The sequence below is a fragment of the Pandoraea horticolens genome (assembly GCF_902459555.1).
GTDB lineage: Bacteria > Pseudomonadota > Gammaproteobacteria > Burkholderiales > Burkholderiaceae > Pandoraea > Pandoraea horticolens.
Genome location: NZ_CABPSM010000013.1, coordinates 49,734 through 71,535, shown reverse-complemented (window position 1 = coordinate 71,535; position 21,802 = coordinate 49,734). Strand labels below are relative to the sequence as shown.

Annotated in this window: 21 protein-coding genes; 10 read left to right on the top strand and 11 right to left on the bottom strand. The window is 60.7% G+C overall.

All coding sequences use genetic code 11. From position 1 onward, the window contains the following. Positions 1-16 precede the first annotated feature (16 nt). From tcuA to tcuC, 3 genes are read left to right on the top strand one after another with little or no spacing between them, the layout of a single operon-like run. Positions 17-1,426, top strand: a complete 1,410-nt coding sequence (gene tcuA / locus PHO31112_RS19665) for an FAD-dependent tricarballylate dehydrogenase TcuA (RefSeq protein WP_150622235.1) — start codon at positions 17-19, stop codon at positions 1,424-1,426. Continuing rightward, positions 1,413-2,627 (top strand): tricarballylate utilization 4Fe-4S protein TcuB, encoded by a 1,215-nt coding sequence (gene tcuB / locus PHO31112_RS19660; RefSeq protein ID WP_150622233.1) that lies wholly within the window; start codon positions 1,413-1,415, stop codon positions 2,625-2,627. The genes tcuA and tcuB overlap by 14 nt, the downstream gene beginning before the upstream one ends. Positions 2,628-2,681: 54 nt before the next feature. Beyond that, on the top strand, positions 2,682-4,001 hold the full coding sequence (gene tcuC / locus PHO31112_RS19655) for an MFS transporter (protein WP_150622231.1): 1,320 nt from the start codon (positions 2,682-2,684) through the stop codon (positions 3,999-4,001). A 217-nt stretch (positions 4,002-4,218) separates the two neighbouring features. Here tcuC and PHO31112_RS19650 read toward each other — a convergent pair whose 3' ends face one another. Then, on the bottom strand, positions 4,219-5,058 hold the full coding sequence (locus tag PHO31112_RS19650) for an SDR family NAD(P)-dependent oxidoreductase (RefSeq protein ID WP_150622229.1): 840 nt from the start codon (positions 5,056-5,058) through the stop codon (positions 4,219-4,221). Positions 5,059-5,156: 98 nt separating this feature from the next. Between PHO31112_RS19650 and PHO31112_RS19645 the strand changes: the two genes are divergently transcribed. After that, positions 5,157-5,534 (top strand): MerR family transcriptional regulator, encoded by a 378-nt coding sequence (locus PHO31112_RS19645; RefSeq protein WP_150622227.1) that lies wholly within the window; start codon positions 5,157-5,159, stop codon positions 5,532-5,534. 115 nt (positions 5,535-5,649) lie between these two features. Here PHO31112_RS19645 and PHO31112_RS19640 read toward each other — a convergent pair whose 3' ends face one another. After that, on the bottom strand, positions 5,650-5,931 hold the full coding sequence (locus PHO31112_RS19640) for a hypothetical protein (RefSeq protein WP_150622225.1): 282 nt from the start codon (positions 5,929-5,931) through the stop codon (positions 5,650-5,652). 106 nt (positions 5,932-6,037) lie between these two features. Here PHO31112_RS19640 and PHO31112_RS19635 point away from each other — a divergent pair, with 106 nt between their 5' ends. The 3 genes from PHO31112_RS19635 (at position 6,038) to PHO31112_RS19625 (ending at position 7,856) form a co-directional block, all read left to right on the top strand. After that, complete coding sequence (locus PHO31112_RS19635; protein WP_246178399.1) at positions 6,038-6,586, top strand: YbhB/YbcL family Raf kinase inhibitor-like protein; 549 nt, start codon at positions 6,038-6,040, stop codon at positions 6,584-6,586. Between the two features lie 154 nt (positions 6,587-6,740). After that, positions 6,741-7,178 carry a GNAT family N-acetyltransferase gene (locus tag PHO31112_RS19630; protein ID WP_150622223.1) on the top strand — a complete coding sequence of 146 codons (438 nt, stop codon included), beginning with the start codon at positions 6,741-6,743 and terminating at the stop codon, positions 7,176-7,178. Between the two features lie 135 nt (positions 7,179-7,313). Then, positions 7,314-7,856, top strand: a complete 543-nt coding sequence (locus tag PHO31112_RS19625; RefSeq protein WP_150622221.1) for a GNAT family N-acetyltransferase — start codon at positions 7,314-7,316, stop codon at positions 7,854-7,856. 94 nt (positions 7,857-7,950) lie between these two features. On the opposite strand, the gene PHO31112_RS19620 is transcribed toward PHO31112_RS19625, so the two are convergent. Further along, complete coding sequence (locus tag PHO31112_RS19620; protein ID WP_150622220.1) at positions 7,951-9,363, bottom strand: MFS transporter; 1,413 nt, start codon at positions 9,361-9,363, stop codon at positions 7,951-7,953. A 96-nt stretch (positions 9,364-9,459) separates the two neighbouring features. On the opposite strand from PHO31112_RS19620, the gene PHO31112_RS19615 reads away from it, so the two are divergent. Continuing rightward, positions 9,460-10,332 (top strand): LysR family transcriptional regulator, encoded by an 873-nt coding sequence (locus PHO31112_RS19615; protein ID WP_150622218.1) that lies wholly within the window; start codon positions 9,460-9,462, stop codon positions 10,330-10,332. A gap of 87 nt (positions 10,333-10,419) precedes the next feature. Here PHO31112_RS19615 and PHO31112_RS19610 read toward each other — a convergent pair whose 3' ends face one another. The 5 genes from PHO31112_RS19610 to PHO31112_RS19590 form a co-directional block, all read right to left on the bottom strand. Then, entirely contained in the window at positions 10,420-11,169 is a 750-nt protein-coding gene (locus PHO31112_RS19610) for a TonB family protein (RefSeq protein WP_174995795.1), read from the bottom strand. Continuing rightward, on the bottom strand, positions 11,166-11,558 hold the full coding sequence (locus tag PHO31112_RS19605; RefSeq protein ID WP_150622214.1) for an ExbD/TolR family protein: 393 nt from the start codon (positions 11,556-11,558) through the stop codon (positions 11,166-11,168). The genes PHO31112_RS19610 and PHO31112_RS19605 overlap by 4 nt, the downstream gene beginning before the upstream one ends. A 9-nt stretch (positions 11,559-11,567) precedes the next feature. After that, positions 11,568-12,239, bottom strand: coding sequence for a MotA/TolQ/ExbB proton channel family protein (locus PHO31112_RS19600; protein WP_150622211.1), 672 nt, complete (start codon positions 12,237-12,239; stop codon positions 11,568-11,570). 67 nt (positions 12,240-12,306) lie between these two features. Further along, on the bottom strand, positions 12,307-14,646 hold the full coding sequence (locus PHO31112_RS19595) for a TonB-dependent receptor (protein WP_150622209.1): 2,340 nt from the start codon (positions 14,644-14,646) through the stop codon (positions 12,307-12,309). A 115-nt stretch (positions 14,647-14,761) separates the two neighbouring features. Then, positions 14,762-16,255 carry an alkaline phosphatase family protein gene (locus tag PHO31112_RS19590; RefSeq protein WP_174995794.1) on the bottom strand — a complete coding sequence of 498 codons (1,494 nt, stop codon included), beginning with the start codon at positions 16,253-16,255 and terminating at the stop codon, positions 14,762-14,764. Positions 16,256-16,630: 375 nt separating this feature from the next. On the opposite strand from PHO31112_RS19590, the gene PHO31112_RS19585 reads away from it, so the two are divergent. Continuing rightward, positions 16,631-17,407: an acid phosphatase gene (locus PHO31112_RS19585; RefSeq protein ID WP_150622206.1), complete on the top strand. Its 777-nt coding sequence runs from the start codon at positions 16,631-16,633 to the stop codon at positions 17,405-17,407. A 5-nt stretch (positions 17,408-17,412) separates the two neighbouring features. On the opposite strand, the gene PHO31112_RS19580 is transcribed toward PHO31112_RS19585, so the two are convergent. Continuing rightward, on the bottom strand, positions 17,413-18,864 hold the full coding sequence (locus tag PHO31112_RS19580) for a sensor histidine kinase (protein ID WP_150622204.1): 1,452 nt from the start codon (positions 18,862-18,864) through the stop codon (positions 17,413-17,415). Further along, on the bottom strand, positions 18,851-19,591 hold the full coding sequence (locus PHO31112_RS19575; RefSeq protein WP_150622202.1) for a response regulator transcription factor: 741 nt from the start codon (positions 19,589-19,591) through the stop codon (positions 18,851-18,853). The genes PHO31112_RS19580 and PHO31112_RS19575 overlap by 14 nt, the downstream gene beginning before the upstream one ends. Before the next feature lie 353 nt (positions 19,592-19,944). On the opposite strand from PHO31112_RS19575, the gene PHO31112_RS19570 reads away from it, so the two are divergent. Then, complete coding sequence (locus PHO31112_RS19570) at positions 19,945-20,196, top strand: hypothetical protein (RefSeq protein WP_150622200.1); 252 nt, start codon at positions 19,945-19,947, stop codon at positions 20,194-20,196. Between the two features lie 338 nt (positions 20,197-20,534). Here PHO31112_RS19570 and PHO31112_RS19565 read toward each other — a convergent pair whose 3' ends face one another. Next, a complete protein-coding gene (locus PHO31112_RS19565; RefSeq protein WP_150622198.1) occupies positions 20,535-21,053 on the bottom strand; it encodes a hypothetical protein in 519 nt (172 codons plus the stop codon). Positions 21,054-21,802: the final 749 nt, after the last annotated feature.

Sequence of the window (21,802 nt, the reverse complement as noted above, 5' to 3'; positions counted from 1 at the left end):
CAAGGAGACAAGTCTGATGGTCGATGTGCTCGTAATCGGAGGAGGTAATGCCGCGCTGTGTGCCGCGTTGATGGCGCGCGAGGCGGGTGCCTCGGTCCTGGTTCTCGAATCCGCGCCGCGCGAATGGCGCGGCGGCAACTCGCAACACACGCGCAATCTGCGCTGCATGCACGATGCGCCGCAAGACGTTCTCGTCGATGCCTATCCGGAAGAGGAATTCTGGCAGGACCTGCTGAAAGTCACCGGCGGCATCACGAATGAGCATCTCGCGCGGCTGACGATCCGTGCGTCATCGTCGTGCCGGCCATGGATGCAGAAACACGGCGTGCGCTTCCAGCCGCCGCTGTCCGGTGCGCTGCACGTGGCACGCACCAACGCGTTCTTCATGGGGGGCGGCAAGGCGCTCGTCAACGCGTATTACCGCAGTGCCGAAGCGCTCGGCGTCGATATCCGCTACGAAACACCCGTCGATTCGCTTGAACTCGACGGCAGCCTCTTCATCGCGGCGCGCAGCGGCAGCCAGCGCTTCGAGGCGCGCGCCTGTGTGCTGGCGGCAGGCGGCTTTGAATCAAATCGCGAATGGCTGCGCGAAGCGTGGGGGCAAAACGAGCGCGGTGAATGGCCCGCCGACAACTTCCTGATTCGCGGCACGCGCTTCAACAAGGGCGTGCTCATCAAGCATATGACCGACGCCGGTGCGGACATGATCGGCGACCCGTCTCAGTCGCACTGCGTCGCCATCGATGCACGCGCGCCGCTGTATGACGGCGGCATCTGCACGCGCATCGACTGCGTGTCGCTGGGCGTCGTGGTGAATCGTGACGCCGAGCGATTCTACGACGAAGGCGAGGATTTTTGGCCGAAGCGCTATGCAATATGGGGACGGCTCGTTGCGCATCAGCCAGGGCAGATCGGCTATTCGATCATTGACTCGAAAGCAATTGGCCGCTTCATGCCGCCGGTGTTTCCGGGCGAAATGGCCAACACGCTACCGGAACTCGCGCGCAAGCTCGGGCTGCCGGAAGCGCGCTTCATGGAAACGCTCACGCGCTATAACGATTCATGCCGCGACGGCACCTTCGACCACACCGCGCTCGACGACTGCCACACCGAAGGCCTCGCGCCGCCCAAGACGCATTGGGCGCGCCGCATCGAGACGCCGCCGTTCTACGGTTATGCGTTGCGGCCAGGCATCACATTCACGTATCTCGGACTAAAGACCAATGACCGCGCGCAGGTTCACTTCGGCGGCAAAGCCAGTGAGAACCTGTTCGTAGCCGGCGAAACGATGGCCGGGAACGTGCTCGGTAAGGGCTACACAGCGGGCGTCGGCATGTCGATCGGCACGGCCTTCGGGCGCATTGCCGGGACGCAGGCCGCGCGCGCCGCACTCAAGACAACGGAGACAACCAGTGCAGCAGTCTGACCCGCTCGCACCCGAACGCACGCGCACGGCGTTATCGGTCGATACGAAAAAAACTTCGCACAGCAGCGCCGCGCGCGTGATCCCTATTGTGCAGATGAGCGCCAGCGAAGCCGAAGTGGCGCGGCAGATGCAGATCTGCAACGCCTGCCGCTACTGCGAAGGCTTCTGCGCCGTGTTCCCGGCCATGACGCGCCGCCTGGAATTCGGCAAGGCGGACGTCAACTATCTGGCGAATCTCTGCCACAACTGCGGCGCGTGCTATCACGCGTGCCAATACGCGCCGCCGCATGAATTCGGCGTGAACGTGCCGAAAGCGATGGCCGAAGTCCGGCTCGAAACCTACACCGAATACGCGTTTCCCGCGTCGTTCGGCGCGCTGTACAAGCGAAACGGCTTGACTTTGTCGGTTGCACTGGCGGCCGGACTCGCGCTGTTTCTGCTGCTCGGTACGGTATTGCACGGCGGCTTGTCGAGCGATGTCGCGCCAGCGAACTTCTACGCGATCTTCCCGCACAACCTGCTCGCGGCGATGTTCGGCGCCGTTTTCCTGCTCGCCATTCTCGCGCTCGGTCTGGGCGTCAGGCGCTTCTGGCGCGACGTGTCGGCAGGAACGGCGAGCGCGAGCGCGCCAGCCGTCGCGGAAGCGGCCAGGAACGCGCTGACGCTCAAGTACCTGGACGGAGGCCACGGCGATGGCTGCAACGAAGAGAGCGATGCCTTCACGCTGGTGCGGCGCCGTTTCCATCACCTGACGTTCTACGGCTTCATGCTGTGCTTTGCGGCAACCGCAGTCGCGACGTTCTATCACTATGCATTCGGTCTGGAGGCGCCGTATCCGTTTCTGAGCGTGCCGGTGCTGCTGGGAACGGCGGGCGGCATCGGACTGATCGCGGGGCCGGCGGGACTGCTGTGGCTGAACCTGAAACGCGTTCCGGAGCGGGGCGATGCCCGTCAGCGTCCGATGGACCGCGGCTTCATCGCGCTCCTGCTTCTGACGAGCGCATCCGGTCTCGCGCTGCTCGGACTCCGCACGACCTCGGCGATGCCGTCGCTGCTCGCGATTCATCTCGGCATCGTGATGGCGCTGTTCGCCACGCTGCCTTACGGCAAGTTTGCGCACGGCATCTTCCGCTCGGCGGCGTTGCTCAAATCGTCGATAGAGAAGCGGCAACGCAACACACTGAGCCTCGGCTCGGATTAGCAGTCACTAGGGCGCGTGGGCACCCATCACCATAGATAAGAATCAGGAGACACAATGAACCGCACAGAATCGATCGCCGCTACGTCCGGCGTTTCGCCCATGACGAGGGCCGCCGCCGTGTTGCGCGTGACCAGCGGCAATTTCATCGAACAGTTCGATTTCTTTCTGTTCGGCTTCTACGCGACATCGATCTCGAAGGTCTTTTTCCCGTCGACCAGTGAGTTCGCCTCGCTGATGCTCACCTTCGCCGTGTTCGGCGCGGGCTTTCTGATGCGTCCGCTCGGCGCGATCTTTCTCGGCACGTATATCGACAGGGTCGGACGGCGCACCGGGCTGATCGTTACTCTGTCGATCATGGCGAGCGGCACCGTTCTGATTGCTTGCGTGCCCGGGTACGAGACCATCGGCCTGCTCGCGCCAGCGCTCGTGCTGCTCGGGCGTCTGTTGCAGGGCTTCTCGGCGGGCGCGGAACTGGGCGGTGTGTCTGTCTATCTCGCGGAAATGGCGACGCCCGGTAACAAGGGCTTTTACACGAGTTGGCAGTCGGCAAGCCAGCAGGTCGCCATCGTCGTGGCGGCGGCGATCGGTTACGGGCTGAACCAGTGGCTGTCCGCACAGCAGATCGGTGCATGGGGCTGGCGCGTGCCGTTTTTCGTCGGCTGCGTGATCGTGCCGTTCCTGTTCATGCTGCGCCGTTCGCTGCAGGAGACCGAAGCGTTCGAAGCGCGGCGGCATCATCCGCAGGCGCGCGAGATTTTTGCGATGCTGCTCGGCAACTGGCGCACCGTCATCGGCGGCATGCTGCTGACGGCGATGACCACCACCACCTTCTATCTCATCACCGTGTATACGCCGACCTTCGGGAAGTCGGTGCTGAAGCTGTCCACCTCCGACAGCCTGATGGTGACGCTGCTCGTGGCTGCATCGAATTTCGTCTGGCTGCCGATCGGCGGCACGATCTCCGACCGCATTGGCCGCAAGTCGCTGCTGCTCGCCATTTCCTTGCTGACGATCTTCACGGCGTATCCGGCGCTGTCCTGGCTCGCCGATGCACCGAGCTTCGCGCGCATGCTGATCGTGCTGCTGTGGTTCTCGTTCTTCTTCGGCATGTATAACGGCGCGATGGTCGCCGCGCTCACCGAAGTGATGCCGGTCGAAGTGCGCGTCGCGGGCTTCTCGCTGGCGTTCAGTCTCGCGACGGCGCTGTTCGGCGGCTTTACGCCGGCGATATCGACGTATCTGATTCAGGTCCTGCATGACAAGGCCGCCCCCGGCTACTGGCTGAGCTTCGCTGCGCTGTGCGGCTTGTGCGCGACGCTCGGGCTGTACCGTCGCCGCGCGGGCAGCAACGCGCCGGCGGCATCGTCGGCCTGATAGCTCATATGCCCGGCGCGCAGATGATGGGTTGAAGGCCATTTGACTGGCCGACGAGTGGGCTTGGTGGGAATCTCTCATCTGCATGTGGGCAAACGATCATCGGAAAGTGTGGTTGGCATCGGCCGCTCGCGAAAGACGCGAACTGGCCACTTTAAGACGTTCGACACCACCCTCGAAATCGTCAACGGTTTTCCGAGTACCGCAGACATATTTGTTAACGTGGGGGACCTAGCCGTTTCGGCGTCGCGCCGAGTTCGCGAGATTGCTTCGGTCTGAGGATTTTTTCAACGAGTCGAGCGACGCCTTGACGACTCAGTAGCCTGGGCAAATTGGCAAGGAGCCGATTTTTCGTCCCGACAACGCGATGGCTTCTGTTACGGTCCACGGCCCGGAACGCATCCTGAATAACCTTGGCAATAGGCATTGGTGTCCCGACGGCTGCCTCCTGAGCGCCAACCACGTCAAAGAAGCCAGTTTGCGTCGCACCCGGACACAAGGCGACGACCCTGACCCCACGATGGCGGTTCTCGGCCCAAACAGCTTCGGAAAACGAAAGCAGGAACGCTTTCGTGGCACCATAGACTGCCATGTACGGGTCGGGCTGAAGTGCTGCCGTCGATGCAACATTGACGACCACGCCATCCGATTTCGCCAGCATTCCTGGCAAGACAAGGTGCATCAACGCGACCGCCGCCACGCAGTTCACCTGTACTTCATCGCGTTGACGCGACAAGGGGATTGTTTCGAAGCGCCCGTATGCTGCAAAGCCAGCGTTGTTGATCAATACATCGACGATTGTCCCCGATGCTCTGAGGCTGTCGGCGATTGCATCTACGGCACCGGATGCGCTCAGGTCGGTAGTCAGAAAATCTGCTTCGCACGCAAAGTCGCGTCGCAATTCTTCTGTGAGATCGCGCAGCTTGTCGTGCGAGCGTGCCACCAGCAGAAGTTTGGCGCCTCGTTCTGCGAGCGCGTATGCAAATGCCCGTCCGATCCCGGATGATGCACCAGTGACGAGTGCGGTCTTTCCGCGAAAGTCGAAATGAGTGGTCATGACGTGTTGAAGGAGTGAAAGACGAACAGGACTGTAAACCGTTGACTATAGACAACGGTCAAGTCCTAATGTGGGTTTACGATTTCGACGGAGGCAGCATGCGCATTGGTGAATTAAGCAAGCAGGCGGGCGTATCTCGCGATACGGTTCGCTACTACGAAAGATTGGGGCTGCTGGAAACGCCAACGCAACCTCACGCAACGAATACCTACAAGCGCTATTCCGCTGTTTCGTTGCAGCGGATTCGGCTGGTGGTCCACGCGAAGGCTTTGGGTTTCACACTCGCCGAAATTCGCGAGGTCATCGAAGTGTGGGATAGCCCGGGTTTCGACACAGAGCAGAAGGTTGCATGTCTACAGAGAAAACTCGACGAACTTGAGGAAAAGAGTCGTGCGTTGAGCGCCCTGCGGGTAGGGCTGCGGAACGCCTTGGATAAAGTTGGCCGGAAGTGTGAGGACACTGAAGATGTCGAATGAGACCGGACGGACGCGTCGCACGCGTCATTGAGCCCGAAAGCCAACTTCGACGTTCGCAATCGCGTTGCGGGTCAGACGCTGGAGCCGACCGTACTTCGATCTCAGAGTGGATTTGTTACAGTGGTCGATCAAATGCGAACGTCGCATAGACGATGAGCCGGGACGAGGCAGGAAGCCGTTTAAATAACCTCCCTGGCCCAGCGATTGCAGCAGTCTCAACGAGCGGACGCTGTCCGGCCGGTTTGAGACGTTCGACGGTCGCGGCCAGGCTGACAACTGGAGGCGCGCCTATTCGCTGACTGGCAGTTCTGACGAAGCGTTCCACTTCGCGCGTTATCTTGAAAATTCCTGATTCCTTTCCGAAAGAACCACTGGCTTGGATGCCGGTATTGGTCATACCAGTATCGGCCGTTGCCTTGTTCGCCGTGGTAAGCGTTGCGACAATCCTGATTCAATCCAAATATCAATGTTGCTCGTTATCCTTATTCTGAAAGGCATCCTCGATGAAAATTGGTAAATTCATCTTCACGTTTTTTGCTGGGCTGGTTGTCATGAGCAATGCGATAGCAGGCGGTTTTGTAATCCAGAGCAATGACCTTGCAGGCGGACACTTTAATAATGCTCAGACATCCGATGGCTTCGGGTGCCACGGTGGGAATATTTCGCCGGCTATCAGCTGGTCCGGTGAGCCGGCAGGAACCAAGAGCTTTCTTGTTACGATGTACGATCCCGATGCGCCTACCGGCTCGGGATTCTGGCACTGGGTCGTAGCAAATTTGCCTGCGAGAGTCCACACTCTCGGCCTTGGCGCCGGGAGCGAGGTCGGCAGACTTCCCAAAGGCGCAATGGCGATCCGAAACGATACCGGCAAGGCAGGGTACCTGGGTCCCTGTCCTCCTGAAGGTGAGAGTCATCGCTACATCATCACGGTCGCTGCGCTCAAAGTTCCCGATTTGCCCGTTGATAGCACTGCGACGCCGGCAGTGGTCGGCTTTTTTGCTCACTACCAGGAACTGGCAAAAGCGACGATTACGGTCCAATACGCTCGCTAGCTCTCAGTCGGAATGGCCGCTTCCGAGAGAAGCGAGGGACCGGTTTGGGTCGTCTTCGGCCGCTCGTGAAAGACGCGAACCGGCCAGAAGGGGGGGCGTCGAACCCGAAGAATGCCGGATAATGGCTTTATCTCGTCCACCACCACGGTACTCTATGCAGGAACAAGTCTCTTTGCGAGCAGCCCTGAATTCGGATTTGCCGTTTCTGCTGACGTTGCGGAAGTTGACGATGACCGAGCACCTATTAAGGGTTGGTCTGGCAACTGACGACGAAGCCCACTGTCAGCGGATCAATGCGAATTTCGAAGATGCAAAGATCATTTGCCAGGGAAGCGCACCTGTAGGGTTGCTGAAGTTGACTCGCACCCACGGGATGTGGCATTTGTGGCAAATTCAATTACTGCCCGATCGGCAAGGAAGAGGCCTTGGGGAGGCCGTCTTGCGAGGAATATTGGAGGAAGCCCGGGCCGAGGGCGCGAGCATATCCCTAAGCGTTGTTCACGGCAATCGGGCGCGCCGTCTATACGAGAAACTCGGCTTTCGGCCTGTCAAGGAATCATCAGTCGACGCGCAGCTTGTCTGGCAATCTTGATGGCACTTTGCGTCCGAGACGGACAGTTGCGCCGCTGTCGATCGCTAGTCTTCCGCGCGGATCATTGGGATGTCGGTGATGGAGCTGGGCCAGTGATAGCAGGAACAGCCGTTTATTGCCGCGAAAGGTGAATCTATGCGAATCAATGTGGCACCAAACTCTGAGCATCCCGACGTTTCCCTAAGACAACTTGAACGATCAGACGCAAGTGATTGGTACGCGTATCTCGCGTTGCCTGAGGTATTTGAGCACACCAGCTGGAATCTGGAATCGAGCGAGGATCTGCTACCCATGTTCGATGCGTTCGATTCAACGTCTGCAGATTCAGTGCGGCGCCTCGCCATTGTTGACAGTCAAAGCCTGCAATTGGTCGGTACGATCGGGTTTCATACTGTCTCAAGCGCCAACAGGACTGCCGAAATCGCCTATGACCTTGCCCCATCGCATTGGGGAAGAGGAATTGCGAGTGCGGTATGCGACGCTGTTACGCGATGGTCTTTCTTTACGTATGGCTTCGTTCGCGTGCAAGCAACGGTTCTGAGAACAAACTCGCGTTCAGAGAGCGTTCTCCGGCGTTGTCACTTCCAACGCGAAGGGCTGCTGCGCTCTTACCGGATGGTCCGTGGAACACCTGGAGATTTTCTGCTTTATTCCAGGTTACCCACCGAATCGCGATAAAGGGATGAGCAACCGCTTCGGGGCGGGAACGGCCAGTAGCGCAAGGCCGCTTCCGGCTAACATCAGCCTGCGGCTTGCTACCACTCCATTCCATTCAAATGTCCGCTTCGAGGCTGCCAACGGCCACACTCGGCCGAGCGGTCTGCCTCGCCGTATTCAGGTTTCGTAAGGCTATCGCGGCCCCTACAAGCAACAGCAGGGCGGAAGTCACTAGTGCCTGCTCGACGCCGCGGATGAACAGCGCCGTCTCCGTGTGACGTACAAAGAAGCCAAACAGTGCGACGCCCATCACCCCTCCGATCTGGCGCGCCGCGTTCAGCAAGCCGGACGCGATGCCCGACTGTGCACTGTTTACCGCCGCAAGCATCGCGTGGGTGATAGTCGGAATCGTGAGAGCTACGCCGCTGCCTGCTAGCAACATCGGCAATGCGAGCACCCAGGGAGACTGCGCGGCGAGCGCCGGTATCATCGCCAGATACCCGACAGCCGAGATGAGCATGCCGGCCGTAGCCAGTGCACGCGCGCTGATTCGGCTGGCCAGTCGTCCCGCGACGATATTCATGACCATCAGGATGCCCATCATCGGCAGGAATGCCACGCCTGTCCGTACCGGCGCCATATGCCAGATCGTCTGAAAGAGCAGGCTCAACGCGAAGACGACACCGTAGAAGGCGAGGTTCAGGATTACGCCGATGGCGGTCGTGCTCAGAATCGTCCGGTTCCGCCACAATGCGGGCGGCAGCATCGCGACGGGGTTGCGCGCTTCGAACCGCACGAACGCGAGGCCTGACGCAATGCTCAGTGCGAGCGCGCCGAGAATGACTGGGCTCTGCCAACCAAGGGCGCTGGCTTCGGTCAGCGCGTACGTGAACGCGGCCAGCGTTAGCGCACCAGCCAGTTGTCCAGGAACGTCCAGATTGCGGTCGCGTTGCGCATCGGTGCCGGGCGCGAAGCGCCACGTCATCCAGATGCCGACGATGCCGACAGGCACGTTCACCAGGAAGATGCTGCGCCACCCGAGCGTGGTGACGAGCAACCCGCCGATCACCGGGCCGGCGGCCAGCGCGATACCGCCACCGGCCCCCCACCAACCGATCGCCCGGCCGCGCGCGGCTGGGTCATGGAACGCTAGCCTCAGGATAGCCAGTGAGTTCGGCACCAGCAGCGATGCGCCTATGCCCTGGACGAGACGCCATGCTAACAAGGCCTCCAAGGACTGCGCGAGGCCGCAGCCAATCGACGCGAGCGTGAAAATCGCGTAGCCAGTCATGAATACGCGCTTGGTGCCGAGCCGGTCGCCAAGTGCGCCTGCCATCAACAGCGATGACGCGAAGACGAGCGCATACGCGTTGACGACCCATTGCAGGCCCGTGACGTTCGCGCGAAAGACGGCCCGCAATGCGTCAAGCGCGACATTGACGACGCTGACGTCAATCAGTACGACGACGAAGCCAAGGCATGTCGCAATCTGGACCAAGTGAGGACGGAGCCTCGATGGGGTGTGCATGGGTGATCCTTCGAATACGGAAGGTTGCAGTGTAAGGAACCTCCTTCTGTGCGAATATTCCGTAAACTCGCACGGCTAACTGGAGAAAACGCACCGATGTTCGACTGGGAAAACCTGCGCTTTTTTATCGCTATCGCACAATCGGGCAGCATCTCGGCGGCCGCGCGCCGGCTGAAGGTCGATCATGCAACCGCCAGCCGGCGCTTGAGCGCGCTCGAAGCTGAACTGAACATGCGCCTTGTCGACCGGATGCCACGCGCCTGCCGGCTCACCGCCGCAGGCCAGCAGGTTCTCGAAGTCGCCGAGAAGATAGAGGAGAACTCGTTCTCCATCGAACGGCTCGCGCAGGCGGAACAGGCCCCCATGCAGGGCACTGTGGTGATCAGCGTGCCGCCTGTCCTCGCAAATAATCTCTTCGCAAAGCACCTGCATCTGTTCGTGCAATTGCACCCGGGCATTCGGTTGGCGATTGCCAGTCAAGCACAAAGCGTGTCGCTGGGGCGTCGCGAGGCGGACATCGCGATACGCTTGTTCCGCCCCGAGGAGCCTCAAAACGTAACGCGCAAACTCGGCGAAATGGCCTTTGCGCTATATGCAAGCCGGGAATATGCATCGGCATCGAAGCCGAACGAATGGGCATTTATCGGATATGAAGCGCAATATGCTGAAATGCCGCATCAAAAGTGGCTTCAATCGATCGCTCAAGGTCGCCGCATTGTCTGCGAAGTGAGCGACATCACCATGCAGCACGCGGCAGCACGCACGGGCATCGGTGTTGCCGGCCTGCCGGTGTTTATCGGTGAGAATGATCCTTCGTTGCAACCGCTACCATTCGATGGTGAGCCGTTTCGGCGCGAAATCTGGCTGGTCGTGCATCCTGACCTAAGGCGTTCCCAAATGATTCGCGCGGTCGTCGACTTCGCTGTAGACGTTGTCGGTAAGACATTTGGGCCGATTTCAGGGCGCTAGCACTTATTCGGCGTTCACACAGCCGGGCACGGCGTCGGATATGTATGTCACAGCGAACATACATTGCGTGAGCTCACGCTCCACATTTTACGTTTCTCTAAATATCACGCGCACTTTGAATGCATGTGGCGTCCCTGCCAGACTCGGAGGCGCAGAGGGCATCGCGGCCCGTTGCACTGCGGCAATGGCGGCTTCATCGAGTGTTGCCACATGCCCAGGACGGGCGACGTGTACGTTCGAAACCCTCCCATCCATATAGACGAACTCGACGTCTATGCTGGCCGCCAGCCCCATACCCCGTAACGCCATCGGATAGACGACGGCCGCCTGCACGGCGGCGCGCAACTTGGCAACGAACCGCTCGTCGGGGCCGGAACTGGCGGCTACTGGCGGTGCGGCGGGCAAAGTTGCGGGGGCTGCGGACGGTGCCGGCGGGGCGTCCGCACCGCTCACCGTCTCGATCAGTGGCGCTTCGGCATTTACCGTCGCGCGAGGCACCTGTGCCGGCTTGCGGACGTGCGACGTGTCCGGTTTCGCTACGACTTCGCGCTTGATGGACGGTGAGGGCAACTTGGCAGGCTCGGCGGGTTTGGCGGCCGGCGTGGGCGTCGCTTCCGGTTCAGGCACGAGCATCGACAACATCACCGGGGCGTCGGTGCTAACCGTTTGCGGCGTTGGCGTGCCACTGGCGAGCCATCCTGTCGTCAACCCCAACAGGATCGCCTCCACCGCTAACGCTGCCGCCATGGCCCGCCAGGGCCAGCGCCCGGTGTGCGGCGTCATCGGGGACGTTGCATTGCGTGAGGGGAGGGGGTTGGCCACATCGATCGTCATCATGAGGCCTCTTTCGTCGCAATCCCGATCTGCGTCACACCCGCCGTTCGGCATGCATCCATCAAACGGGTCAACTGTTGGACGTTGGCGGTCTTTTCACTGGCGATGGTGACCACCGTATGCTCAGGGTCGTGCGCACGCAGGCTGGCGGTCAGGGCGTCAAGCGTGACTGGTTGGTGATCGGCTTCGACGCTACCATCGGCGTGCAACGCAACGAGCACTTTGGGGTGCGGCAGGTCTTGCGCGGTCGAGCTTCCCGGCAGCTTGGCCGACATACCCATCGACGGCATCATCTTGAGCGTGATCATGATGAAGAACACCAGCAGGAAGAACATGATGTCGATCATCGGCACGACTTCGATGCGGGTTTTTTTTGTTTCGAAATATCGCATCGCAGACTCTCACGCCGAAGCACGTTCGTGACGCAGCACCACGCCCGTCGGCTCTTGGGCCTGTTTTGCGACGTAATGCCGGTTGAGCAATAGACGCTTGAGCGTATCCATTTGATGGACCGTCTGACGCACGGTGTCCTGCATGCCATTGAAGAACCACAGATGACTCATGGCGATGGCCAGACCGCATGCGGTCGCGATCAGCGCTTCTGCCACCCCCGAGGTCACACGCGTGGGATCGCCGCCGGACGCGCCGAGCACGTCGAACGCGTGGAACATGCCGATGATCGTGCCAAACAAGCCTAGCAGTGGCGCAACGGTGATGACCGTGTCGAGCACCCACAGGCCGCGATCGATGCCCGGCACCTCCAGGTAGATCGCTTCATCGATGGCGGATTCCATATCGCCGTCGTGCGAGCGTTTGAGATTGTGCGCGTATGTGTCGAGCAGATGGCCGTGCGGCAAGCCCGCGGCAGCGGCGCGCAATTCGTCGGCGTCGTGCACGTCGACGACGGGTAGTGCGCTTACCGCCTCGACAATGCGCTGGCCGCGGCGGAACGTCCGGCGCAGGCGCAAACCGCGATCCACGATCACAGTGATGCCGACGAACGCTAGCAGCGCCATGAGATAGAGCGTGCCGCCCGAGGACATCGCCAGTTGATTGAATTGAGTCAGATTCATGAAAATTTCCCTTCCGCAGAAATGAACGCCGGCCGCATGATCATGCGGCCGGTGATTGGGGAGCCGATCAGATCTCGGCGCGCAGGTTGACGTAGAAGCTGCGGCCCGGCACGAAGTAGTAGAGGAACTGGTTCGCGTCGGTCCCCTTGCTGGTATCGGTCGCGGCAGGTCCGAGGTTGTCGGTAATGCGGTGCGTGTCAAACAGGTTGTCGACGCCGAACGACACGCGAACCTTCTTGAGTACCGAGCTGAGGTTGGTGAAGTCGCGCGCGATCATCATGCTCGTGACGTTATACGGTCCGACCTTGTAGATCGAGCCGTCAGCCGCTCCGTTGCTGCCTTGGTACATCGAGCCGACGAACTTGGTGTTGATGCCCGCGTGCCACGGCCCCTGATCGAAATTGAGTGCGATGGCGGCCGTGTACTGCGGGACAAACGAAATTCGCTGACCCGACTTCCAAATCTGCGAGCCCGTGCCGTTCTGCGTGTACGTGGCGTTGTTAAGCGATCCGTTCGCGTAGAACGAGAAGCCGCTGCCGAGCAACACGTTGCCTTCGGCTTCAACACCGGTGTAGCGCACGCCGCCGGCGTTGAAGTAGCTGGCGTTTGCCCCCGAACCACTCTTCGTGATGTAGTTGCTGAACTCGATCAGGTAGGCATCGGCATTGAACGTAAAGCGATCTGCCTTGAATACCGTGCCGATCTGGTACGCCATCGACGTCTGAGGATTGACGTAGTTGTTGCCCGCCGGATTGGCGGAGTACAACGTGTTCAGGTTCGGCCCGAGCGCGCCGCGCGAGACCTGCGCATAGCCCGACCACAGCGACGTGAAGCGATAGTTGACATCCAGGCTCGGCAGCACGCTGTTCCACGATTTGCTAGCCGACGTCCCGGGCAGGTTGTTCTGCAACACGCTGGCCGACAACGAGCGCTCGAAGTGCTGGTAGCGGATACCCGGTGTGACGGTCAGTGCATCTGTTGCTTTCCATGCGTACTGCGAGAACGCCTGAGCGGTGTTCACCTCGTCGATCATGTCGTAGTAGGTGTTGCCGTAGGTGGCGTTCTGTTTGATCGACTGGCCGGTCGTGGCGTCGTACGCGAAGCGATTGCGCGGATTACGCGTGTGTTCGACCCAGAAGCCACCCGTGAATGTGCCATAGGTGCCGGTGTGTGTCGCACTCAGCGTGTCCCCGTACGTTCGGTACTCGTTGAGCTTCAACGCACCGGCAATGTCGGAACCTGATTGCCCCGCCGAGAAGGGCTTGGCAGCGCTCAATGCCGAGAGTGGCGATGACGTGTTGTCGCCGTTCAGTTCGTGGCTCAGGTTGTAGTAGTAGTACGTGTAGAGCTTGTTGTTCAGGCTCCACCCGCTGTCGAAGTCGTGTTTGACGTCGAGGTAGGCGAACTCGGTGTTCTTGTCCTGATAGTTGTAGCCCCAGTAGTTCGGGCTCTTCGGGTCGCCGTTCAGGCCGTAGTTGTAACCGTTCTGAGCCACTTGGTTGAGCGTGGCGCCGCCCGGGTTATTGAAGTGAATCTTGTCGTACGCGTAGACCCACGTCACGAGCGTGCTGCTGCCGATCGGCGTTACGCCTTTGAGGAAGATGTTCGTATTGCCTACGGCGCTGTTGCTCAACGCGCCGTTCGAGTCGGTGCGCTGGATGTTCAGGAAGATGTTCGAGTCGAGCAGGCCGGGCATGATGCCCGTCGTCACGCCAAGGTTTTCCTGCCACGTTGCGTGCGAGCCGACGGTTTGCGAGTACTCGATCTTGCGCGTGGGGCTGAGTGTGGGCGAGAACAGGTTGACCGAGCCGCCAAAGGTTGCGTAACCGAGTGTCGTGGCGTTGCCCGGGCTGCGATCGATGGTGACGCCACCGATGGTCGCCGCCGGGAAATACGAGGTCGTGTGGTGCGAGAAGTCGTTGGTGTCGCCAAACGGAATGCCGTCGTACGTCACGTTGAACTGCCCGTCCGGAAACCCGCGCAGCGTCTGGTTCTTCGCCTCCGACAGGCCGAGGCCGTTCGGCGACGAGCTGCTGTAGCTCGGCGCGATGCGCAGAATAGTGCCGTAGTCGGCCTGCGGGTTGATCTGATTGGCGATGTAGTCACTACTGATCTGCGTTTGCGGCGAAGTCGCTTCGAGTGGCGCTTGCGTGAGCGCTTTCGCGGCGGCTTCTGTCGGTGCCTTACGCGACTGGGTGGCGGTGACGTTGACGGGGGCACCGACATCGGAGGCGGAGACATCGCCAATGTCGGTGATTGGCGCGGTGCTCTGGGCATGAGCGGTGCTTGCCAGCACCGCTAGCGCGATGGCGGTGAGCGTCAGGTGCGGCGCGCTAAGGGCGAAGGCAAGACGGGCGGGACGAGCAGGATGCGCGTGACGCGGGTTACGCAACGTCTGAAGTTTCATGGCTTGGGTGCGTTCTCTTTGGAAGTTGTGCCGGCCAAAGATGGCCGGCGGCCCTGATACATCGTGTTAAGTCGTGCTGAGTCGTGATAAGCCGGTGTTGGGACGCGACGGCACCTCAGTCGGCAGTTGTGCGGAAAACAATACCGGGCAGCGGGGTGGTGCCTTCGCGGCGCACGGCGTCGAGAGCGCCTGGCTTGAGCGCCAGCGCCTGAAGCAGCGTCGGGGCGACCTGACGCGTCGAGACCGGCGCATCGACTTCCTGTGCTGCAATGTCCGGACGGGAGATCAGCAGCGCGACGTGACGGTCGTCGTCATGAAAACCGCCGTGCTCGGCGACCTTCGTGCCGTGCGTGTAAATGACGCCGTACGTCGTCTCGATGGCGATATCCGGCACACGGCTGTCCCGACCGACGCGTCCCCAGCCCTCCGGCATGTCTTCGCCTGCATACACATGTTCGATGCCCAGCGTTTTGGCATTGGCTCGCAGCGCCTTGACGATGGTCTGCGTCGCGCGAGGCTGTTTGAGCCACAGCAAGCCGACGTCGTCGAGCGTGGCTTTGGACAGGGCATTCGGGGCGCTTTGCGCGATGACGTCGAGCACGTGCTTGCCGTCGATTCGACGAAGTTGTCCGGGCGTGATCGGCGATTGACCGTGCTTCGCGGCAATCACGACAAGCGTGGAGGTCTCGAGATGACGTGCGGCCAGCGCGCTGAGCAGGCGTTGCAGCGAGCCGTCGATCTGGTCGAGTGCCTTGCCGATGGCATCTCCCGGCATGGCATGCGCATCGCGATAGCCGTCGCCCGACTTCTGCGCCACGCTCAACTGCTGAAAATTCATGCCGAACAAACGCGGTACGCCCGGCGACCCGCTGCCACGGCTGTCGCGGCCCTCGATCTGCTTGAGCAACGCGTCGACCTTCAAGTTGTCATAGGCCGGGAAGGCGGCGAGTTTCTCGCCGACGGCGGCGATCTCCGGTGTATAGAGATCGTCGACCCCTTGTCCGCTTGGGCCGTGCACGAAGTCGTAGGCGAGATGTTTGTCTGCCCAGGCGGTGCGACCACCGGCGGTGCGCACGACTTCGAATACGGTGTTCGTACGCATATAGTCATGCGGATAGACCGGTGCACAGTGGCGAGCGGGGTCGCGCGGCAAACGGGTGGCTTCGATCGCGCCGCCGCCGTCGATGCGTTTCGGATCGCGATCGATCGAATCGTCGTAGACGACTTCGGCGCCGGGGCTGCGAGCCGTCGTGCAGGATTCGCCGGCCGGTACGAGCTTACGGTCGAAGCTGTCGTCGTAGTACACCCCGGACGTGGCGGGGCTGGCGCCGCTTACGAGCGCGACCATCCCCGGGAACGAGTCGGACGGCACGGGCGTCAGTGCATTTCGGTACGTCACGCCGTGACGGGCGAGGGAGGCCAGTGCAGACCCTGGATGCGACGCCACATAGCGCGCCAGATCCTGGTCGTGCATGCCGTCGATGCTGATCAGCAGGACACGCTCAGCCGGCGCGAGGCGGGTGGGTTGGTCGGCATACGCCGCCACCGGAACCAGCATGGCGCAAGCGAGCGCTAAGGTCGGGGTAACGCGAAAAATCGTCGGCATCATGGGGATCGTGCTTCGTCGGCGCTGGGGGCTCGGTTGAATGGACCGGCGTACTCGCCGGTGGTCAGCGAGGCGAACTGTAGGGGATGCCCGTGATGTACAGATGAAGCAAAGCTTGCCAACATGAACGCCGGAGTTGGCCACCTTATCGCCAAGCATTTTGAAATCGGTGGAGAGGCGACAACTGCGGGCCTCCCAGCGAGACAGACCGCGTGCGGCAGCACTTGCGGCACTTTGTGAACCTTTCCGGATGGAAAGGTTTGCGCCTTTGCCGAGTCACGGACGGCTCGTAGCCTCCTTGCGTTCATGAACCGATCGACCTCACTACGTTGATCGAGATGACTGACCCGACAATTCGATCCTCGAAGGAATGAACCAATGCTTTCTGTCTTAACGCGCAATAGACACGCCTTCGCATCCGCAACACTGCTCCTTTGCGCGCTGCACGCGGTGCATGTGGGCGCAACGACACCTGTGGCACCTGAGGTAAATGCTACAACCGGGGTCGATGTTGCTAACGTCGGCTATCTGGCCGCGACGGCTCCGGATCTGACCGCGCTTGTCGCGCCACCCCCCGCGCCCGGCAGCATCGCTCAGGCAGACGATATGCGTCAGGTGCTCGTGCTGCAACGCTCACGCACTGCTGCGCAACTGGCGCTTGCCGACGGCGACACGCGCAAGAGCGTGTTCCGCTTTGCAGATGTTGTCGGTGCGGGTTTCCGCGCGGACCGGCTGCCGTTCACTGAGATGTTCTTCACTCGTCTGGCGAAGGCGGGCGCAGCACCGCTCAAGGTGGCGAAGGATTACTGGAAGCGTCCGCGTCCGTACAACGTCAGCACCGAGGTGCACCCTGGCATCGTCACCGAGGGCACTTCACCGAGCTACCCGAGCGGACACGCGACGTTCGCCTATCTGACTGCCGTGGTGCTCGCCGAGATGGTTCCGGAGAAGCGAACGGAAATTTTCTCCCGCGCCGAAGCCTACGCACAGGGCCGGGCGTTGGGCGGTGTGCACTATGTGAGCGATGTCGAGGCTGGCAAGATAAGCGGCACCGTGATTGCCTCTGCCATGCTCGCCAATCCGTCGTTTCGGGACGATCTCGTCAAGGCGACGCGCGAGACGCGCGAAGCATTGGGTCTGCCGCCGTTGCGATAAGCAGGTCAGGCGCTGGCGGTGCCGGTCGAGTGGGGCTCGCACGGAGGCGCGGGTGCTGCGGGCAAAGCGTCGGATGTTGAGTGGGCGGCCGGTGCAGCCGCGAAACGCAACGCGACGCGGCAGCCGGGCTGGGCGTCGTCGATTCGCATTACTGCGCTATGAATGCGGGCCGTCGCCGCGACGACGCTCAGCCCTAATCCGTGGCCCGGCGTTGGCATGCCGCTCACGCCTGCGCCGCGATAGAATGGCCGCAGCACGGCGTCACGCTCGATGCTGGCAATGCCCGGACCGGTGTCACACACCTCCACCATGGCCTGTTGCGACGTCGCCATCACACGCAAGTGCACGGCGCCACCCGACGGGGTGAATTTCAACGCGTTGTCGAGCAGGTTCTGAATCGCGCCGAAGATAAGATCGCTGTCGCCAAGCACGGGAGCGCTGCGCTGCGTTTGCACGGTCAATGTCACCGCGCGCGCTTCGGCGAGCGGCTCATAGAGATCAACGACATCTTCGACAATGCGGGCGAGGTCGACCAGACGGAAGTTTTCGCGGCGAGCGTGAGCGTCGATTTCAGCGATGCGAAGCAGGGCCGAGAAGCGATCGAGCACGTGGTCGGTCTGCTCCAGGGCACGCTCGACTGCCGTATCGTAGTCACCGACGGAGGTCGCGCCACGGCGCACGCGCTCCAGCCCTGCGCGAAGGCTCGTCATCGGTGTTCGCAGATCGTGGGCAATCCAAGCGCACACGCCGCGTAGTTCCGATACGAGGCGCTCGATGTCGTCGAGCATCGTGTTGACGAAGCCCACCAGCAGGTCGATGTCGTCGCGACGGCCACGCGTCGGAAGACGGCGCGTAAAGTGACTGGAAATGATGTCCTGACAGGACTCCCGCAACTGACGAACGCGCTGGTTTGCGGCGCGATGCAATGCATATCCACACAGGGCGCCCAGCAGAATCGTCGCGAGCAGGCCGCCGATGGCGACGCGCACCAGCATGTGATCAAAGCGGTCGATATCGTCGACGGCCTGCCCGACGATTACCCGGTTGGCGTCGGGCATAGTGGCGATCATGGCGCGATAGGGGCGTGCCCACGCCTGGCCCTCCTTGTCGACGACGGTCTTCGTGTATCGATAGGCTTGCCAGTCGGGTACATCTTTTGGCAGCACATCGACATTCCCGGCCAGTCGCTGACCGCTGGCGGTGAACAGGCCGTAGGGGCGCACATTGGCGGCCTCGCGACGGCTGCGTTCCGAGATATTGGTCCGTGCGTCGGCAGCCGTGCGCCGGATAAGCTGGGTGCTTTCGCGCTGCAGGCGTGCATCGACAAGATCCGTCAGGTAGCCCATCGTGAGCCAGTAGACCACCGCGAACAGCGAGACGACCGACACGATGAAGATCGCGAAGATGGGGCCTGCGCCCCACAGACTGCGCAAAAAGCTGCGTTCAGTCGTCGGCATGGAGGACGTAGCCGGTGCCGCGAACGGTGTCGATCATGGCCGAGCATGCGCCATCGAGTGAAATCTTCTTGCGCAAGCGGGCGATATGGACATCGATGACGTTGGTCTGCACGTCGTGCTGATATTTCCATACAGACTCGAACAACAATGCACGCGTGACGACCTGATTGGCGTTGCGCATCAGATACTCGAGCAGGCGCATCTCGCGAGGCTTCAATGAGACGGGCACGCCTGCGCGCGTCACGGTGCCGTTGTCTCGATCGAGATGCAGGTCACCCACACGCAGGCTGGCGCCGGTGTCCGTATCGCTGTGCCGACGGAGCAGCACATCGATACGAGCCGTCAACTCGTCGAAGCTGAAGGGTTTTGTGAGGTAGTCGTCGGCGCCGTTACGCAGGCCGCGCACACGTTCATCGGCGGCGCCCAGTGCGGAGAGCACCAGGACAGGTGTCTTGATACCGACGTTGCGGGCCGTAGCGAGGATCGACATGCCGTCTATCTCAGGCAGTAGACGATCGAGAACCACGCAATCGTACTGGCCGTGCAGCAGGCGTTGCAACCCCTCTCCGCCGGCACGTGCAAGTTCGACCGTGAATCCGTGCTCCCCAAGTGCGGAAACAAGTTCGTGGGCGACCTTGGCTTCGTCTTCAACAACGAGAATGCGATGAACGGAAGCGGCCGAGCGGACGGCATAGGGTTTGTCGGCGTTCGTGGCGATTGCGTCCATAGCTCGCGTTCAGATCGAAGGGGGGACGCATGACTATATGGCATTTGCATGAACAATCCGTGACGGTATGAGCTATCGGAGCGATGGTCGCGCCGGCGGCTAGGTCTGGGACTAGCGGGTGTCGGTGAAGCATGTCGTCGACGAGCCGAGTGTGCGCCGACGGTCGTAGTGAAACACAGGTGTCTATGCTTGTTCGCGATGCTATATGAGAGTTCTGTGCCGGGTGTATTGGACCGCTGCCGTCTCGGCGGCGGTCCAAAAAACCCCCTTTCTTGCGTCTTGGAATACGGGAGTATTCATCCTTATTCCGTGCAGTCGGATGGCTCGCCATCTCCATTGGGAACTTCGATTCCATGCTCAAATTGGAATCTTCTGATCAAAAATTCACGCTACTTGGAAATGTGGCTCGGTTAAACGGATTTGGTCCGGCCGGTGTTGTCAGTCCGAATGGAAAGCATCATTTTGTTGCTGTAACGGAAGATATCCTCAATGGCCAAGGGGGAATGTTGTTATTTCATATTGGATCGCTTACGCCCAAACCAAAAATAATGGTCGACAGTAGCGAACTCACCGGACTAATGAACATCGTAATAATCGATGTGTAGTTTTTTGGAGATGGGCGGAGCGCGTTAGAGGTGACATGACACCACGTTGGACTGCATGGAGCGGTCGAAGACACTTGCCGCGGTTGTATGCGCGGTCTCATGGGCCCGACCTGGCTTGAACGCCTTGGCGTGAAGCTGGAAAGTGTCTTGATTCCGGCAGCAGTCCACCGCCGCGTTCTTGCTGTACGGGGAATCGGGGTGAGCGGTCGGTGGCATGGGGATATCCCGGCGAAACCCCTATCAGCGATCATCAACCACCCACTGGCCCGGTGCCTCCCCGGATCATGACTGCGAGGAATCATGCCGGGCCTTGCTGGCCAAAGCCTCGATTATCGGGACTAGTAACGGGGGGCATATTCCTGGATCGCTTTTAGTGTCTTTGCATCGCTCCGCACCTTGCTGGGGCGCACTCCGTACTTGTTCGCAAATGCTGCCTCGTCAAGCGGGCGACCATTCTTTACCACAGTCTCCAGCGCCAGCAAGTAGTCCCGCTCACCAAGCTTCGTCCTAAAGCCGGTCCCCTTGGCTAACACATCGATCATTTCATATCTGCTTAACATCTCGGGGCTCACGCCGATCGCTTTAGCAAGCGTAGGTTTGTCGATGCCCTCGTCGTGGTCTCGTGCGACCTGGGTAGCTGCCAGAACACATAGAATCTGCTCATTGCTTAACTTTGGGCAAGGTTCTCTTGCTGAAGAAGGCGTTGAACCAGCATCTCCCTCGTTGCCGGCATCCTGTGACGCTGCTCGCCTTTGCCCTGATCGTGCTTCGAGGGAACGCGATTGTTGGGCTGAGCTCGACGGTCTGAGGGCCGACGCCCCGGTATTGGCATGCGTCGTCGGTGCGAACAGAGACATGGCCAGTGGGTCCTGTGCTTCGGAGGGTAGCGGCCGTTGGTACGAGCTTGATGGCATGTCGGTCAGTGCTTGAGTCTTGATGCACCACTCAAAGCTCTCTTGAATAGCCTCAAACCTGCCCGATAGTTGCGATGTTCCGGGGGACGGAGGTTGTCGGGTGAAGTTCAGCCAGGCGTCCATCGCCCCGGTATGGATAGGCGGTTCCGTTTGCCCACCCGTCTGATCTGCTTGGTACACCAAGCGCACATTGACGCTGACAGTAGTCGTCTGCGTTGATGTGGACGTCGATGGGCCCGCGTTTCCCAGGAGAGGTCTGGTGCCCATCATCGTTCTGAGGGGCGGCAGGAGTTGAGCCAAACTCGACGACGTATGAGACCACCCGTCAGCCTGACGCACTTCGCGCACGTCGGCGCCAAGGATAGACGACTGCGTTGAGGCCGTGATGGGGAACTGGGAGCGCGGGGTACCAGCGCCGGAAACGGGATACATTGATTTATCTCACGGAAGCGCTTTCGATCACGGCGACGTGCTCATGGTTGTCGGTGGCACACCATAAGCATTCTTATTATCGCGCGTACTGCGCCAAGCGCACTTGCATAAATCGCTCCTTTAGCAATCCGCTAAATGTGACGAGTTGTCCGACGCAGTATGCTACGTTTGTCGCTAATCTCGTCACCTTCTTCAGGAGCAGCGACGTTGGCTTCATTGCGTTACTTCCCGTGTCCCAATGGCCTCACGCTGCTTCCCCA